The sequence below is a fragment of the Stenotrophomonas sp. Ps181 genome (assembly GCF_025697425.1).
GTDB lineage: Bacteria > Pseudomonadota > Gammaproteobacteria > Xanthomonadales > Xanthomonadaceae > Stenotrophomonas > Stenotrophomonas sepilia.
Genome location: NZ_JAHWBI010000005.1, coordinates 13,255 through 28,038, shown reverse-complemented (window position 1 = coordinate 28,038; position 14,784 = coordinate 13,255). Strand labels below are relative to the sequence as shown.

The 14,784-nt window shown below is 68.9% G+C and carries 13 protein-coding genes; 6 read left to right on the top strand and 7 right to left on the bottom strand.

Annotated features, from left to right (window positions below):
* The first annotated feature begins 23 nt into the window (after positions 1–23).
* The gene (locus KXV01_RS12775; RefSeq protein WP_049414319.1) at positions 24–911 is read left to right on the top strand and encodes a LysR family transcriptional regulator; all 888 of its coding nucleotides are present in this window, start codon (positions 24–26) and stop codon (positions 909–911) included.
* On the opposite strand, the gene KXV01_RS12770 is transcribed toward KXV01_RS12775, so the two are convergent.
* Positions 880–1,347, bottom strand: a complete 468-nt coding sequence (locus KXV01_RS12770; protein ID WP_111096926.1) for a DUF1456 family protein — start codon at positions 1,345–1,347, stop codon at positions 880–882. The two genes, KXV01_RS12775 and KXV01_RS12770, sit on opposite strands and share 32 nt — an antisense overlap.
* A gap of 84 nt (positions 1,348–1,431) precedes the next feature.
* Between KXV01_RS12770 and KXV01_RS12765 the strand changes: the two genes are divergently transcribed.
* A complete protein-coding gene (locus tag KXV01_RS12765; RefSeq protein WP_263467830.1) occupies positions 1,432–1,920 on the top strand; it encodes a hypothetical protein in 489 nt (162 codons plus the stop codon).
* Between the two features lie 86 nt (positions 1,921–2,006).
* Positions 2,007–2,759 (top strand): SDR family NAD(P)-dependent oxidoreductase, encoded by a 753-nt coding sequence (locus KXV01_RS12760; protein WP_049414322.1) that lies wholly within the window; start codon positions 2,007–2,009, stop codon positions 2,757–2,759.
* A gap of 129 nt (positions 2,760–2,888) precedes the next feature.
* Here the strand turns inward: KXV01_RS12760 and KXV01_RS12755 are convergent, their stop codons facing one another.
* The 4 genes from KXV01_RS12755 to KXV01_RS12740 all read right to left on the bottom strand — a co-directional run bounded on the left by KXV01_RS12755 (position 2,889) and on the right by KXV01_RS12740 (position 7,000).
* On the bottom strand, positions 2,889–3,776 hold the full coding sequence (locus tag KXV01_RS12755; protein ID WP_111096924.1) for an SPOR domain-containing protein: 888 nt from the start codon (positions 3,774–3,776) through the stop codon (positions 2,889–2,891).
* A gap of 21 nt (positions 3,777–3,797) precedes the next feature.
* Positions 3,798–5,486, bottom strand: coding sequence for an arginine--tRNA ligase (gene argS, locus KXV01_RS12750; protein WP_099488027.1), 1,689 nt, complete (start codon positions 5,484–5,486; stop codon positions 3,798–3,800).
* Between the two features lie 112 nt (positions 5,487–5,598).
* Positions 5,599–6,339, bottom strand: coding sequence for a DNA repair protein RadC (gene radC / locus KXV01_RS12745; protein WP_308304154.1), 741 nt, complete (start codon positions 6,337–6,339; stop codon positions 5,599–5,601).
* Positions 6,340–6,373: 34 nt separating this feature from the next.
* On the bottom strand, positions 6,374–7,000 hold the full coding sequence (locus KXV01_RS12740) for a response regulator transcription factor (RefSeq protein ID WP_263467829.1): 627 nt from the start codon (positions 6,998–7,000) through the stop codon (positions 6,374–6,376).
* 199 nt (positions 7,001–7,199) lie between these two features.
* On the opposite strand from KXV01_RS12740, the gene coaBC reads away from it, so the two are divergent.
* The 3 genes from coaBC to KXV01_RS12725 are packed head-to-tail and all read left to right on the top strand — an operon-like array spanning position 7,200 to position 11,320.
* Positions 7,200–8,489, top strand: coding sequence for a bifunctional phosphopantothenoylcysteine decarboxylase/phosphopantothenate--cysteine ligase CoaBC (gene coaBC, locus KXV01_RS12735; RefSeq protein ID WP_049414325.1), 1,290 nt, complete (start codon positions 7,200–7,202; stop codon positions 8,487–8,489).
* Complete coding sequence (gene dut, locus KXV01_RS12730; protein WP_005420510.1) at positions 8,486–8,959, top strand: dUTP diphosphatase; 474 nt, start codon at positions 8,486–8,488, stop codon at positions 8,957–8,959. Before coaBC ends, dut begins: the two co-directional genes overlap by 4 nt.
* 12 nt (positions 8,960–8,971) lie before the next feature.
* Positions 8,972–11,320 carry a phosphomannomutase/phosphoglucomutase gene (locus tag KXV01_RS12725; RefSeq protein ID WP_100478989.1) on the top strand — a complete coding sequence of 783 codons (2,349 nt, stop codon included), beginning with the start codon at positions 8,972–8,974 and terminating at the stop codon, positions 11,318–11,320.
* Between the two features lie 76 nt (positions 11,321–11,396).
* On the opposite strand, the gene KXV01_RS12720 is transcribed toward KXV01_RS12725, so the two are convergent.
* Complete coding sequence (locus KXV01_RS12720; protein WP_005420506.1) at positions 11,397–12,110, bottom strand: response regulator transcription factor; 714 nt, start codon at positions 12,108–12,110, stop codon at positions 11,397–11,399.
* Positions 12,091–14,751: a sensor histidine kinase KdpD gene (locus KXV01_RS12715; protein ID WP_049439093.1), complete on the bottom strand. Its 2,661-nt coding sequence runs from the start codon at positions 14,749–14,751 to the stop codon at positions 12,091–12,093. Before KXV01_RS12715 ends, KXV01_RS12720 begins: the two co-directional genes overlap by 20 nt.
* Between the last annotated feature and the right edge of the window lie 33 nt (positions 14,752–14,784).

The following is a 14,784-nucleotide window of genomic DNA, read 5'->3' as shown; positions in this document are numbered from 1 at the left end:
CCATCTGAAAACAAGATAGTTGTATGAACCTCAAGCAGCTCGAATTCGCCGTGGCGCTGGCCGAAGAGGGCAATTTCACCCGTGCCGCCGAGCGCTGCCACGTGGTGCAATCCGCGCTCAGCCACCAGATCGCCTACCTGGAACAGGAACTGGGTGCCACGCTGTTCGAGCGCCTGCCGCGCCAGGTGCGGGCCACCGCCGCCGGCGAGGCGTTGCTGGTGCACGCACGCCAGGTGCTGGCCAGCCTGCGCCACCTGCGCGCCGACGTGGCCGCCGTCAGTGGCGAAGTGCGTGGGTTGCTGGCCATCGGGCAGATTTCCTCGCTGACCGACATCGACGTTGTGGCGATGCTGGCGGCCTTCCAGCGCGTGCACCCGCAGGTGGAGTTCCAGTTGCGCGTAGACAAGAGCGAGGACCTGATCGCGCAGGTACAGTCGCGCGCGCTGGATGTGGCACTGGTCGGCCTGGCGCCTTCGGCAGCGCTGGACGGTGTCTGCCACCAGGTGCTGCAGGAGGAGGATCTGGTAGCGGTACTGGCGCCATCGCACCGGCTGGCCGGGCGCAAGCGGCTGCCATTGACCGCACTGCAGGATGAAGCACTGGTCGACTTCCCGCGCGGCACCGGCGCCCGCCGGCAGACCGATGATGCTTTTGCCGCAGCCGGACTGCCGCACACGGTCCGTTTCGAGGTCAACCTGATGGAACTGGTCGAGCGCTTCGTCCGCCATGGGTTGGCGGTCGGCATCGTGCCGGCATTGATCGCCGATGGGTTCCAGGGCGTGGTGCAGATTCCGCTGCAGCCGACCCCGACCCGGCGCGTGCACCTGGTCTGGCAGCGCCTGCCGACACCAGCGGCGCGGGCGTTCGTCGACGCCGTGCTCAGCCGCGCAGGCGCAGGCTCAGGCCCTTGAGGAAGTTGCGCAGCATCTGGTCCAGGCAACGCCGGTAGTTGGCGTGCCCGGGTTGGCGGAACAGCGCGCCCACTTCCGACTTGGAGACATTGAAACCTGCGCTGGCAAAGATCTCCATCAGGTCCACGTCGCGCAGCTGGAACGCCACGCGCAGCTTCTTCAGCACCAGGTTGTTGTCGATGTGGGTTTTCACTGCGCGCTGCGGCTGGCTCTCGTCGCGGCCACGCAGGTGCACGATCAGGCCGTCGAGGAAGTGCGCCAGCGCGCTGTCGTTCATCGCCTCGAAACCGGCTTCGTCCTCGCGGCGCAGCCAGGCCTTCACCTGCCCGGTATCCACGGCAAAGGCCGGGTCGGCCATCTGGCACAGGGTGACCACGTGCTGGTCACCCAGGTCCAGGGAGTAGCGCACGCTGCGCAGGACATCATTGTTGATCATGGCCCAATTGTACCGGCCTCTGGCGTGTCACCGGACTGTCATCGAACTGCAGCATCGTGAGCACTCGTTCGCTGGGACCCTCGCATGCGCCGGTATCTGTTTTCCGCACTACTGCTCGCCGGCAGCTTCGCTGCCTTCGCCCAGGACCGCTTCGTACCCGTCGAGCGGCGCCTCAGTGCATCCCACCTGGCCGAGGTCGGGCTCAGCCCAGCGCAGTTGCAGGCGTTGAACCGGGTACTGCGCGAGGCAGAGAGCACGGCCGCCGCGTCGACGGCAGCGGTGGCCCCGGTCGCTGCGCCGCTGCCTGCCAATGTGCCGGCACCAGCAGCAATGCATCTGGGCCTGGAAGACGAACCGGTCAGCGCCCGTGTGGTCGGAGAGGTCGCAGGCTGGCAGCCCGGCACGCTGTTCACCCTTGATAACGGCCAGCAATGGCAGGTGATGAAGGGACAGATGAAGCTGCGCAGGGTGTTGCAGTCGCCGCAGATCGCCGTTGTTCCCGGAATTGCCGGGCGCTGGTTCCTGCAGGTCGACGAAGACCTGCCCAAGGCCAGAGTGTTTCGCGTGCGTTGAGCCGGGGGGACGGCAGGACGGTGGGCAACTCAGGACGGGCCGGGAATGCCAGAATGGGCGTCCGGTTTTCCCCCTGGAGTTGCCTGATGACCCGCACTGTCCTGATTACCGGCGCCACGTCCGGCTTCGGCGCCGCCGCCGTCCACCGCTTCGCCCAGGCCGGCTGGAAAGTGATCGCCACCGGCCGCCGCGGCGAACGCCTGCAGCCGCTGGTCGAGCGCTACGGCAAGGACGTGGTGCATGCCGCCGCCTTCGACATCCGCGATGCGGTGGCGATGGAGGCGGCCCTGCTGGCGCTGCCGCCGGCCTTTGGCGAGATCGACCTGCTGGTCAACAACGCCGGCCTGGCGCAGGGCACCGCGCCGGCACAGAGCGCCACGCTGTCGGACTGGACCACGATGATCGACACCAACATCACCGCGCTGGTGACCCTGACCCACCGCCTGCTGCCGCAGCTGGTGGAGCGCAAGGGCGCGATCATCAACATCTCGTCGGTGGCCGGCGTCTACCCGTACCCGGGTGGCAACGCCTACGGTGGCACCAAGGCCTTCGTCAGCCAGTTCTCGCTGGGCCTGCGTTCGGACCTGCACGGCACCGGCGTGCGTGTGACCACGATCGAGCCGGGCATGGCCGAAACCGAATTCACCGTGGTACGTACCCATGGCGACCAGAACGCCTCGGACAAGCTGTACAGCGGCGCCAACCCGATGACCGCCGAAGACATCGCCGAGCAGATCTTCTGGGTGGCCAGCCTGCCGCCGCACCTGAACATCAACCGGCTGGAGCTGATGCCGGTCAGCCAGTCGTTCGCCGGATTCCAGGTCGCCCGCGAGGGCTGACCGGAGTCGTATCGCTTTTTGTGGAGTCGAGCCATGCTCGACTGCATTGAACGGCAGTCGAGCATGGCTCGACTCTGCAGAAACAAGAAAGCCGGGCACTGCCCGGCTTTTTCATTCACATCGGCAGGCTTACTGCGCCTTGATCGCCATCGCCTGCAGGCCGGTGCCATCCAGCTTCTGCTTGGCTTCGGACAACTCGCCGGCACTGCCGTACGGGCCCATGCGCACGCGGTACACGGTCTTGCCGTTGATCTGCGCCGACTCCACGCGTGCCGCCAGGCCCATCATGGCCAGCTTGGCCTTGGTGGCTTCGGCGTCACCGGAAGCACCGAAGGCTCCTGCCTGCAGGATGTAGCGGGCGTTGTCGGCGGCCGCCGGTGCAGCTGCGGACGCCGGCGGTGCCGACGCGGCGGGCGCGCTTTCCGCGCGCGGCGCTGGAGTGGCGGCCGCCGTGCTGGCCGACGGGGTTGCCGCGGCCGGGTGCTCGCTCAGCGGTGCCGGCAGCGGACGGTTGGTCGCGGTTACCGGCGCGGTGCTTGCGACGCTGGCCGTTGCGGTCGGTGCCGGCGTGGCCGTGCTTGCCGGAGGTACCGGCCTGCCCTCCAGCGCGGCCTGCGCGCGCGACGCTTCGGCCTTGGCCCGGCGCTGATCCTCGGCGCGCGCGCTGGCGGCCAGTTCGGCGTCGGACATTTCCACTTCCTTGCCCGGCAGCAGGGTGTAGAAGTCGTACTGCGTCGCGGCGGGCTTCTCCGGTTCGGCCGGCTTCGGCGTGGCCGGCTGCGCGGCCGGCTGGCTGCCGACATCGCTGTCGGCATCAGCGACCGGGGCCGGCTGCGCGTTCGGGTTCGGCTGCGGACCGGCACGCAGGAAGCCATCGCCTTCGCCCTTGAACAGGTTCGGCGCCGCCAGGAACACCACGGCGGCGATCGCCACACCGGCCACCAGCCACACCCATCCGGGGGTGCCCTGGCTGCTGCTGTTGCGTCGTGCCTGGGTTTTGCCGCGTCGTGCTGCCATGTGTACTGCGTCTCCTGATGCTTACATTTTTTCCGGGGCACTCACGCCCAGGAGTTCGAGGCCGTTGGCCAGCACCTGGCGCGCCGCGCAGGCCAGGGTCAGCTTGGCGTTGCGATCGGTGGCGTCGTCCACCAGCACCGGCGTCCCGTGATACCACGTGTGGAAGGCATGCGCCAATTCACGCAGGTACTGCGCCACCAGGTGCGGCTCCAGCGCCACGCCAGCCGCTTCCACCACTTCCGGATACCGCGAGATCTCGTTCATCAACCCCAGCGAGGCATCGTCGGCCAGGCGGCCCAGATTGGCCAGGCCATTGCCCTGCTCGTACACCAGGCCCTTTTCCTGGGCCTGGCGCAGCAGGCTGCAGACGCGGGCGTGCGCGTACTGCACGTAGAACACCGGATTGTCGTTGCTCTGCTGGCGGGCCAGGTCGATGTCGAAGGTCAGCTGCGAATCGGGCTTGCGCGCGATCAGGAACCAGCGGGTCGCATCGCGGCCGGCCTCCTCGATCAGGTCGCGCAGGGTGAAGTAGCTGCCGGCACGCTTGGACAGCTTCACTTCCTCGCCGCCGCGCATGACGGTGACCATCTGGTGCAGCACGTATTCCGGCCAGCCCTGCGGGATGCCCACTTCCAGCGCCTGCAGGCCGGCGCGCACGCGCGCCAGCGAGCCGTGGTGGTCGGCGCCCAGTTCGGTGATCGCGCGCTCGTAGCCGCGCTGCCACTTGGACAGGTGGTAGGCCACGTCCGGCACGAAGTAGGTGAAGGTGCCGTCGGACTTGCGCATCACGCGGTCCTTGTCGTCACCGAAATCGGTGCTGCGCAGCCACAGCGCGCCGCCTTCCTCGTAGGTGTGCCCGGAGGCCTGCAGCTTGGCCACGGCCTCGGCGACCTTGCCATCGGCGTACAGCGAGCTTTCCAGGAAGTAGATGTCGAAGTCGACGCCGAAGGCGGCCAGGTCCAGGTTCTGCTCGTTGCGCAGGTAGGCCACGGCAAAGCGACGGATCGCCTGCATGTCGTCCGGGTCCTTGGCGCCGACTACCAGCGTGCCTTCCAGGTCAACGCTGGCGCCGGCCATGTAGGCGCGGGCAACATCGGCGATGTACTCACCGCGGTAGCCGCCTTCCGGCCAGCCTTCCTGGTCCGGCGCAATGCCCTTCACGCGGGCCTGCACCGACAGTGCCAGGTTCTCGATCTGCACGCCGGCGTCGTTGTAGTAGAACTCGCGCTTGGCGTTCCAGCCGTTGGCATCGAGCACGCGGGCCACGCAGTCGCCGATCGCCGCCGCGCGGCCATGGCCGACATGCAGCGGGCCGGTCGGGTTGGCCGACACGTACTCCACGCCCACCGTGCGGCCATTGCCGGACAGGTTGCGGCCGTAGTCGTGGGCTTCCTTGATGACCGACGCGGCTTCGCGCTGGTACGCAGCCGGAGCCAGGTGGAAGTTGATGAAGCCGGGACCGGCGATCTCGACCCTGCTGACGTCCTCGCTGCGCGGCAGCGCCTCGACCAGCGCCTGCGCCAGTGCGCGCGGATTGCTGCGCGCGGCCTTGGCCAGCAGCATCGCGGCGTTGGTGGCGAAGTCGCCGTGGTCACGGGTCTTCGGGCGCTCGACCACGAAGTCCGGCGGCAGGGAGTCGGCGGGCAGGGTGCCATTGGCGCGCAAGGCTTCGATGCCTTGGCTGATCAGGGCGCGGAGGAGATTTTTCACGAGGCCTGCTGTGAGAATGAGCGGCGGAATCGCCCATTTTAGCGCAGATGCCCGCGCCCACGCTGACCAGAACATGCCTGTGGGGGCCCCGCCCGCGCCTGGCGGGCGCGGCTCAGCCGAACAGGCGCGGCTGGGGCGGGGACAGCAGCCCTCGTTCAGCAAATGAAACGGGGCGGCCCTCGCCGACCACGAAGTGGTCCAGCAGGCGCACGTCCACCAGGGCCAGCGCCTGCTGCAGTTCGTCGGTGATGCGGGTATCGGCGCCGGAGGGCTCCGGGTCGCCGGAGGGGTGGTTGTGGCTGAGGATCACCGCCGCCGCGTTGTGCAGCAGGGCGCGCCGCACCACCTCGCGGGGATAGACCGGCGCGGCGTTGATGGTGCCCTGGAACAGCTCCTCGCAGGCGATCAGGCGGTGGCGGTTGTCGAGGAACAGCGCCATGAAGATCTCGCGGGCCTGGCCGCGCAGGCGGTGCTGCAGGTAACGGCCCACCGCGACGGGATTGTTGCCGACCGCCTCGCCCTGCTGCAGCTCGGCAGCCAGGTAGCGCTGGGCCAGTTCCAGCCCGGCGGCCAGGGCACAGCTGCGCGCCGGGCCCAGCCCAGGCAGCCGGGCCAGCTCCCGGGCCGGGCGGTCCAGCAGCACGCGCAGCGGGCCATGCGCCTGCAGCAGGTCGCGCGCGGTCTGCACCGCGTCGCGCCCGCCGAAGCCCGAGCCGAGGAACAGCGCCAGCAGCTCGGCGTCGGACAAGGTGGCGGGGCCGCGGGCGATCAGCTTCTCGCGGGGACGTTCCTGTTCGGGCCAGTCATGGATGGGCATGCCTGCATCATCGCCGGTGCGGGTGAGGCGTCCCATCGGGGCAGCACGCATGCCAGGGTCGGCCGTTGCCTCAGCCGCGCCGCGACTGCAGGTAGGCGAACAGTTCCTGGTTGTTCTGCAGGCCCAGCTTGCGCTTGGCTTCGGCCTTCTGCCGGCTGATCGTCTTCGGGCTGCGTCCGCAGTGGACGGCGATGGCGTTCACCTTCAGCCCGGCGGCCAGCAGGTCCAGTACTTCCTGCTCGCGGGCCGACAGCGCCGCCGGCTCACGCGCGAACATCAGGTCGCGCGCCTGCAGGTGGTGGCGCAGCTGCTGCGAGACGAACACCTGCCCGGCCATGGCCGCGTTCAGGGCCTGCGGCAACTCGCCGAAATCGGCGCACTTGTCCACCAGGCCACTGACACCTTCACGCAGCAGGCCATCGAGCAGGCCGGGGTGACGGGCGCCGGTAAGCACCACCACGGGCATGCCCGGGTGGCGTGCGCGCAGCTCAGCGATCAGTTCCGGGCCATCCGGGCCGGTGCCCGGCATGGAGAGGTCGGTCAGCACCGCGTCGCAGCCGTGGTGCTCGACCAGCTGCAGCAGCTGGGCGCCGTCACGCGCGCTGCCGACGACCTCCATCAGATGGGTCTGCAGCACGATGCGGATGCCGTGCAGGACGACGGGATGGTCGTCGGCGATGATGATGCGCGGGTGCACGCGGAATCCTCGAAAAGCGAAGCGGCACACCTGCGGTGGCCACCGACGATTCTGCAAACGTGGCCGGGCAACAGGTATAGGAAAGTTCCGAATCGCAGTGTCTTGAACCCCGGAAGCGTTGTGGCGCAAGTCCCATCTGCTGATAGCCGCCCGCTATGTGTGCCGTGTACCGGGACATTACTGACCATCGGGTAAGCTAATGCCCTCGTTTGCACAGGAATTCCAGGTGGCTGACTCCCCCAACGCTTCCCCCGCGCCGGCCCGCGCGCTGGAAGGCCAGAAACTGCTGTTGTGCGTCGGAGGCGGGATCGCGGCCTACAAGGCCCTGGAGCTGGTGCGGCGCCTGCGCGATGCCGGTGCCCAGGTGCAGGTGGCGATGACCGCCGGTGCCCAGCAGTTCGTCACTCCGCTCAGCTTCCAGGCCCTGTCCGGGCAGCCGACCCGCACCACGCTGTGGGACAGCGCCGCCGAGCAGGCCATGGGCCACATCGAGCTGGCGCGCTGGGCCGACCGCATCGTGGTCGCGCCGGGTACCGCCGATCTGCTGGCGCGGCTGGCCCAAGGCCATGCCGATGACCTGGTCAGCACCCTGTGCCTGGCCAGCACCGCACCGCTGACGATCTGCCCGGCAATGAACCACCGGATGTGGCTGCATCCGGCTACCCAGGCCAACATCGCCCTGCTGCGCCAGCGCGGTGCGCAGGTGATCGGCCCGGTCGATGGCCCGCTGGCCGAAGGTGAATCCGGTCCCGGCCGGCTGGCCGAACCGGGCGACATCGTGGCCGCGCTGGTGGCCAATGGCGGTACCGCTGCGACGGTTGCCGCGCCGGAAACCCATGCCCTGCAGGGGTTGCGCCTGCTGATCAGTGCCGGCCCGACCTACGAAGACATCGATCCGGTGCGCTACGTCGGCAACCGCAGCAGCGGCAAGATGGGCTTTGCCCTGGCCGCTGCCGCCGCCGCGCTGGGCGCGCACGTGGTTCTGGTCAGCGGCCCGGTCCAGCTGCCGACGCCACCGGGCGTGCAGCGCATCGACGTGCGCTCGGCCGCGCAGATGCGCGATGCCGTACTGAAGTCGCTGCCCGCCGACATCTATATCGGTGCCGCCGCGGTGTCCGACTACACCCCGCGCCAGGTCGCCGCGCAGAAGCTGAAGAAGACCGCCGACAGCCAGTCGCTGGTGATCGAGCTGGTGCGCACGCCGGACATCCTGGCCGAAGTCGCCGCGCAGACGCAGTCGCTGAAGCTGGTGGTCGGCTTCGCCGCCGAGACCCACGACGTGGAGAAATATGCACGCGGCAAGCTGATCGACAAGCGCCTGGACCTGGTGATTGCCAACCAGGTCGGCATCAGTGGTGGTGGTTTCGAGAGCGACAACAATGCCGCCACGGCCTTCTGGCAGGACGGTGAACAGGTATTCCCGGCCACCTCCAAGCGCGAACTGGCCGAACAACTGCTGGCGCTGATCGCGCGGAGACTCCAGGCATGACCCAGGCATCCCTTTCCCAACCGCTGCAGGTCAAGCTGCTCGATCCGCGCTTCGGCGACAGCTGGCCGCTGCCGGCCTACGCCACCGAAGCCAGCGCCGGCATGGACCTGCGCGCCGCGCTGGATACCGCGCTGACCCTGCAGCCGGGCGACACCGCGCTGGTGCCCAGCGGCCTGGCCATCCACATTGCCGACCCGAACCTGTGCGCGGTGATCCTGCCGCGTTCAGGGCTGGGCCATCGGCATGGCATCGTGCTGGGCAACGGCACCGGCCTGATCGATGCCGACTACCAGGGGCCGCTGCTGATCAGCGTCTGGAACCGTGGCCGCGAGGCCTTCACCATCGAGCCCGGCGATCGCATCGCGCAGCTGGTGGTGGTTCCGATTGCCCGCGTCAGCCTGCAGGTGGTGGATACTTTCACCGACAGCGTGCGGGGCACGGGTGGATTCGGCCATACCGGGGTGCGTTGACAGGGGACATCGATGAGCGGCATCGGGGAAGGACAGCGGGGACGGTCGTTGGGTCGCAGTGCACCACTACTGGGGGTGCTGCTGATCCTGCTGGCCGGCTGGTTCGGATGGAGCGCGGTGCAGCAATGGCGGCAGGAGGCCAACGGCCAGGCGCTGGAAGAAGCGCGCGACCAGGCCGTGCAGGGCCTGCAGCAGGCCGCTGCAGGCCAGTTGCAGCAGCTGCAGCAGCAGTTGAAGAACGATCGCGTGCAGCAGGCGCTGCAGGCCGGCGATGCTGCTGCAGCGGCGCTGGCCGTGCGCGAGAGCTGGACCGGGGTTGAGCAGGTCGAGGTGCTGACGGCCGATCTGGCCAACGCCTATGCCGATCCGGCCACCTTCGGGTATGCACGCCTGGCTCTGCTGGAAGCGGCGGTGGCTGAGGGCAAACCCAGCCTGCGCGTCGTCCGCGATGGTGGCGGCAATCGCCTGGGCCTGGCCGCGCCGGTGCAGCTGGGCAGCCTGGGGCCGGCCGTGATCTATGTCCGCCAGCCGCTGCTGCGGCTGACCTCGCCGCTGGACCAGGTGCGTGCGCCGTCCGCAGGCTTCCTTGGCCTGCGCCAGGGTGGGTTCGATCTGGTCACCCAGGGCGACGCGGGCCTGTCCGAAAGTGCCGAAGCGCTGGCGCGCCCGGTTGCAGGCACGCCGCTGCGGCTGGTCGCGTCGGTGCCGAATGTCGACGCCGGTCCGCTGGGCCTGGGCGCGCTGGCCAGCGCCATTGTGGCGTTGCTGCTGGCGTTCATTGCCGTGTTGCTGGTGGTGGGACGTGACCGACTGCCGAAGTCGCTGCCCTTGCCGCGCCGCGCCGCAGCGTCCGAGGCCGACCATGGCCCGACCCTGAGCGAGAGCCTGCAGCAGGCGCCGCCACCCGTGGCCGCTGTGACCGGCAGTGGCGATGCCACGCCACCGCCGCCCCCGCCGGTGCCGGCCGAGGAGCTGGCCGCCGGCATCTTCCGCGCTTATGACATCCGCGGCGTGGTGGGCAGTGAACTGACACCGAAGACCGCGGCGCTGATCGGCCAGGCCATCGGCACCGTGGCACTGGAGCAGGGCCTGCGCGAGGTGGTGATCGGTCGCGATGGCCGCCTGTCCGGACCCGAGCTCACGGCTGGGCTGGCCGAGGGCCTGCGCCGTGCCGGCTGCGCGGTGATCGACATCGGCCTGGCGCCGACCCCGCTCGTGTACTACGCCGCCTTCCATCTGCGTACCGGCACCTGCGTGGCAGTCACCGGCAGCCACAATCCGCCCGAGTACAACGGCTTCAAGGTGGTCATTGGCGGCGAGACGCTGTCCGGCGATGCCATCACCGATCTCTACCAGCGCATCGTCGAGGGCCGCCTGGTGCAGGCCGCCGAGCCCGGTGACTACCAGCAGCGCGATGTCAGTGCCGACTACATCCAGCGCATCGCCGATGACGTGCAGCTGGACCGCCCGCTGAAGGTCGTGGCCGATGCCGGCAATGGCGTGGCTGGCGCACTGGCGCCGCAGCTGCTGGAAGCGATCGGCGCCGACGTCATTCCGCTGTACTGCGATGTCGACGGTACCTTCCCCAACCATCATCCCGACCCGAGCGAACCGGCCAACCTGGAAGACCTGGTGCAGACGGTCAAGCGCTTTGGCGCCGATCTCGGCGTGGCCTTCGATGGCGACGGCGACCGGCTGGGCGTGGTGACCGGCGAAGGCCGGATCATCTACGCCGATCGCCTGCTGATGCTGTTCGCTGCCGATGTGTTGATGCGCAATCCGGGCGCGATGGTGATCTACGACGTGAAGTGCACCGGCAAGCTGTCCGACCACGTGCTGCGCAACGGTGGCAGCCCGCTGATGTGGAAGACCGGGCATTCGCTGATGAAGGCGAAGATGCGCGAGACCGATGCCGAGCTGGCCGGCGAGATGAGCGGCCATTTCTTCTTCAAGGAACGCTGGTTCGGTTTCGACGACGGCCTGTACGCCGCTGCGCGATTGCTGGAGATCCTGGCCCAGCGCGAGGAAACCCCGGACGAGGTGCTGGGCGAACTGCCGGAAATGGTCGCCACGCCGGAGCTGAAGGTACCGGTGGCCGACGGGACGCCGCATGCCCTGGTGGCGATGCTGGTGGCGGCGGCGCAATCGCCGGACAACCCGTATGTGGGTGGCCGCCTGTCGACCATCGACGGGCTGCGCGTGGACTTCGCCGATGGCTGGGGGCTGGTGCGTGCCTCCAACACCACGCCGGTGCTGGTGCTGCGCTTCGAAGGCAACGACGAGGCCGCACTGGAACGCATCCAGTCCCTGTTCCGCAGCCAGCTGCAACCAGTGCTGGGCGATACCCCGCTGGGGTTCTGACCCCTTTGGACGCTGCAGCAGAATGGGTAGTGCCGGCCGCTGGCCGGCAATTGGGCTTGCCGGCCAGCGGCCGGCACTATCCCTTGAACCGCAACCCCACGCCCGGCTCGGTGAACAGGTAGCGCGAATCCAGCGCCGAATCGCCCAGCTTGTGCCGCAGCTTGCCGACCAGGATGCGCAGGTAGTGGGTGTCGTGCTGGTGGGTCGGCCCCCAGATCTCCTGCAGGATCTGCGGCTGGGTCACCACCCGCCCGGCATTGCGCAGCAGCAGCGACAGCAGCGCGTATTCCTTGCGGGTCAACGCCACCGGTTCACCCTGCAGGGCGACTTCGCGACGCACCAGGTCCACGTGCAGGTGGCCATCGTCGAACACCGGCGGCGTGCCATCGGTCGGCACGCTGCGCGTGCGCAGCAGCGCCCGCACCCGCGCCATCAGCTCCTGCGTGCCAAATGGCTTGGTCACGTAGTCGTTGGCGCCGGTATCCAGTGCGCGCACCTTCTCGGCTTCGCCGGCGCGCACGGTCAGCATGATCACCGGCACCTGGCTCCACTGGCGCAGCTGTTCCAGGACTTCGTGGCCTTCCATGTCCGGCAGGCCGATATCCAGGATCACCAGGTCCATGTCTTCGCTGGCCGCCAGCTGCAGGCCTTCCTGGCCGGTCGCCGCCTGCCGCACCTGATAGCCCTGCGCGCGCAGGCTGATGTCCAGGAACCGGCGGATCTGGGTTTCATCATCGATCACCAGGACGCGCGCGGCCGGCACGCTGGCATCAATCGGGGTCGGGCTCATCGTGGGAGGCTGGCTTGAGCAGGGGCAGGGTGATGCGGATCAGGGTACCGCGACCGTCGCGTCCGGGCAGCGCCTGCACGCTGCCGCCATGTGCGCCGATCATGCCCTGGCAGATGGTCAGGCCCAGGCCGGTGCCGTGGCGGCCTCGGTCGCCACGCTCGACGCTGTAGAACATGTCGAAGATGCGCGCGCGCTCGTCATCGGGAATGCCGGGGCCGGCATCGATCACGTCGATGCGCAGCTGGCCGTCCAGCTCGCGCGCCTGTACCTGCACGGCGGCGTCGGGCGGCGAGAACTTGGCCGCGTTCTCCATCACGTTGAACACGGCCTGTTCGACCAGCGCCGGATGCACCCAGATCGGTGCCAGCGTGGCTGGGATGTCCAGCTCCAGCCGCACCTTTGGCTGGTAGCGCTGCAGGCGCCGTGCCGCCGAGCCGATCAGTTCGTCCACGCCGATCCAGTCGCGGTTGATCTTCAGCCCTTCATGACCCAGCCGGGTCATGTCCAGCAGGTTCTGGATGTAGCGGTCCAGGCGCTCGCCCTCGACCAGGATGGTGTCCAGCAGGGCGCGGCGATCAGCCGTATCCATCGCTGCACCGTAGCTGGCCAGGCTGTCGGCCGACCCAATCATCGCCGCCAGTGGCGAGCGCAGGTCGTGCGACACCGAGGAGAGCAGCGCCGAGCGCAACCGCTCGGTCTCGTTGCTGACGTGTGCCTGCTCCAGTTCCGCCACCAGCCGCGTACGCAGCGCGGCCTGTGCGATGTCATCGACCATCGCTTCGGCCAGCTGCCGCTGTTCGGGCAGCAGGCGCGCCTGTGCGCCGGGCAGGTACAGGCCGGCCACGCCGATCGCACGGTCTTCGCCGTCCAGCAGCGGCAGGAACCACCATTGCGCGCCGGCCAGGGTATCGGTGAAACGCCCACTGGGCTGGCCGTGGCGCAGTGCCCAATCGGCGGCCGCCAGGTCGGTATCGCCAGGCTGGCTGCGGCCACCGGCGGCGGTATCGGTGCCGATCCGCAGCCACGCCGGCACGTCCAGGGCCTGCTCCAGCGCATGCCGGCCCGCCTGTGCCACTTCGCCGTTGCCGGCCGCACTGGCCAGCTGACGGCCCAGCTGCTGGCGCGCACGCGCATGGCGGTTGGCCGCACGCAGCGCAATCACCTGCATGCGCAGGCGCGAGGCCAGGCGCCCGGCCACCAGTGCCGCGGCCAGGAACAGGAACACGGTGATCACGCCCTGGCGCGCACCGATGGCGAAGGTGAAGCGCGGCGCGATGAACAGGAAGTTGTAGGCCAGGAAGCACAGGATCGCGGCCATCACCGCCACGCTGGCGCGCGTGCGTGCAGCCACCAGCACCACTGCGACGATGAACACCATCGACAGGTCGGCCATGCCCACCCAGTGTTCGGCCAGCCACGCCACCGCACAGGCCAGCGCCGTGGCGATCAGGGCTTGTGCCGGTTCATGACTGATACCGCGCATTGGCGGCAGCAGGCTCTCGCGGCGCGAGCGTGCGCGTGCCTGCGGCGTGCTGATGATGGTGATCTCGTAATGCGCGCCACGCTGGATCAGCTGCTGGGTCAGGGTGCGGTTGAACATCCGCGCCAGCGGCCGTTCGCGGGTCCGGCCCAGCACCAGGGTCGACACGCCGTTGTGTGCGGCATGGTCGAGCAGGGCATCGGCAATGCTTGATCCGTGCAGCAGTTCGGCGTCGCCGCCCAGCCGCCGTGCCAGCGCGAAGGCCGCATCGATCTCGCGCCGGGTCGCCTCGTCCTGGCGCCGGCCCTGCACGGTCACTACCGTCCACGGTGCGTCGCGGCGCTCTGCGATGCGCCGCGCCACGCGCACCAGGTATTCGCTCTGGCCGCCCCCGTCGATGGCCACCAGAACGCCGCGACGCAGGGGCAGATTGCTTTCGCCGCGCGCGGCACGGGTTTCGCGCAGGCTGCTGTCGACGCGGTCGGCGGCTTCCTGCATCGCCAGTTCGCGCAGCGCGGTCAGGTTGGCCGGTGAGAAGAACGCCTGCAGTGCCTGTGCCGCCTGTTCGGGCACATAGACCTTGCCCTGCTGCAGGCGAGCGATCAGTTCGCGCGGCGGCAGATCGACCAGCACGATGTCGTGCAGGCGGTCGAGCACGCCGTCGGGCACGGTCTCGCTGACGCGCACGCCGGTGATCCGCATCACCACGTCGTTGAGGCTTTCCAGATGCTGGATGTTGACCGTGGTCCAGACGTCGATGCCGGCATCCAGCAGCTCCATCACATCCTGCCAGCGCCGCTCATGGCGGCTGCCCGGTGCATTGCGGTGGGCCAGTTCATCCACCAGCACCAGCGCCGGATGCCGTGCCAGCACGGCATCCAGGTCCATCTCCTGCAGGACATGGCCGTGATAGGCCACGTCCTTCAGCGGCAGCTGCGGCAGGCCCTCCAGCAGGGCCTGGGTATCGGTGCGTCCATGGGTTTCCACCAGGCCCACCACCAGGTCGACGCCGCGGCGCAGCTGTTCCTGCGCACGGGTCAGCATGGTGTAGGTCTTGCCCACGCCCGGCGCCGCACCGAGGAACACGGTCAGCTTGCCGCCGGCTTCGCGTTGCAGGCCTTCAACCAGGGCATCGGCCTGGCGGGTACGTGCATCAGTCATGGGGGCCGCTGTCATGGCCACCATTGTGCGCGC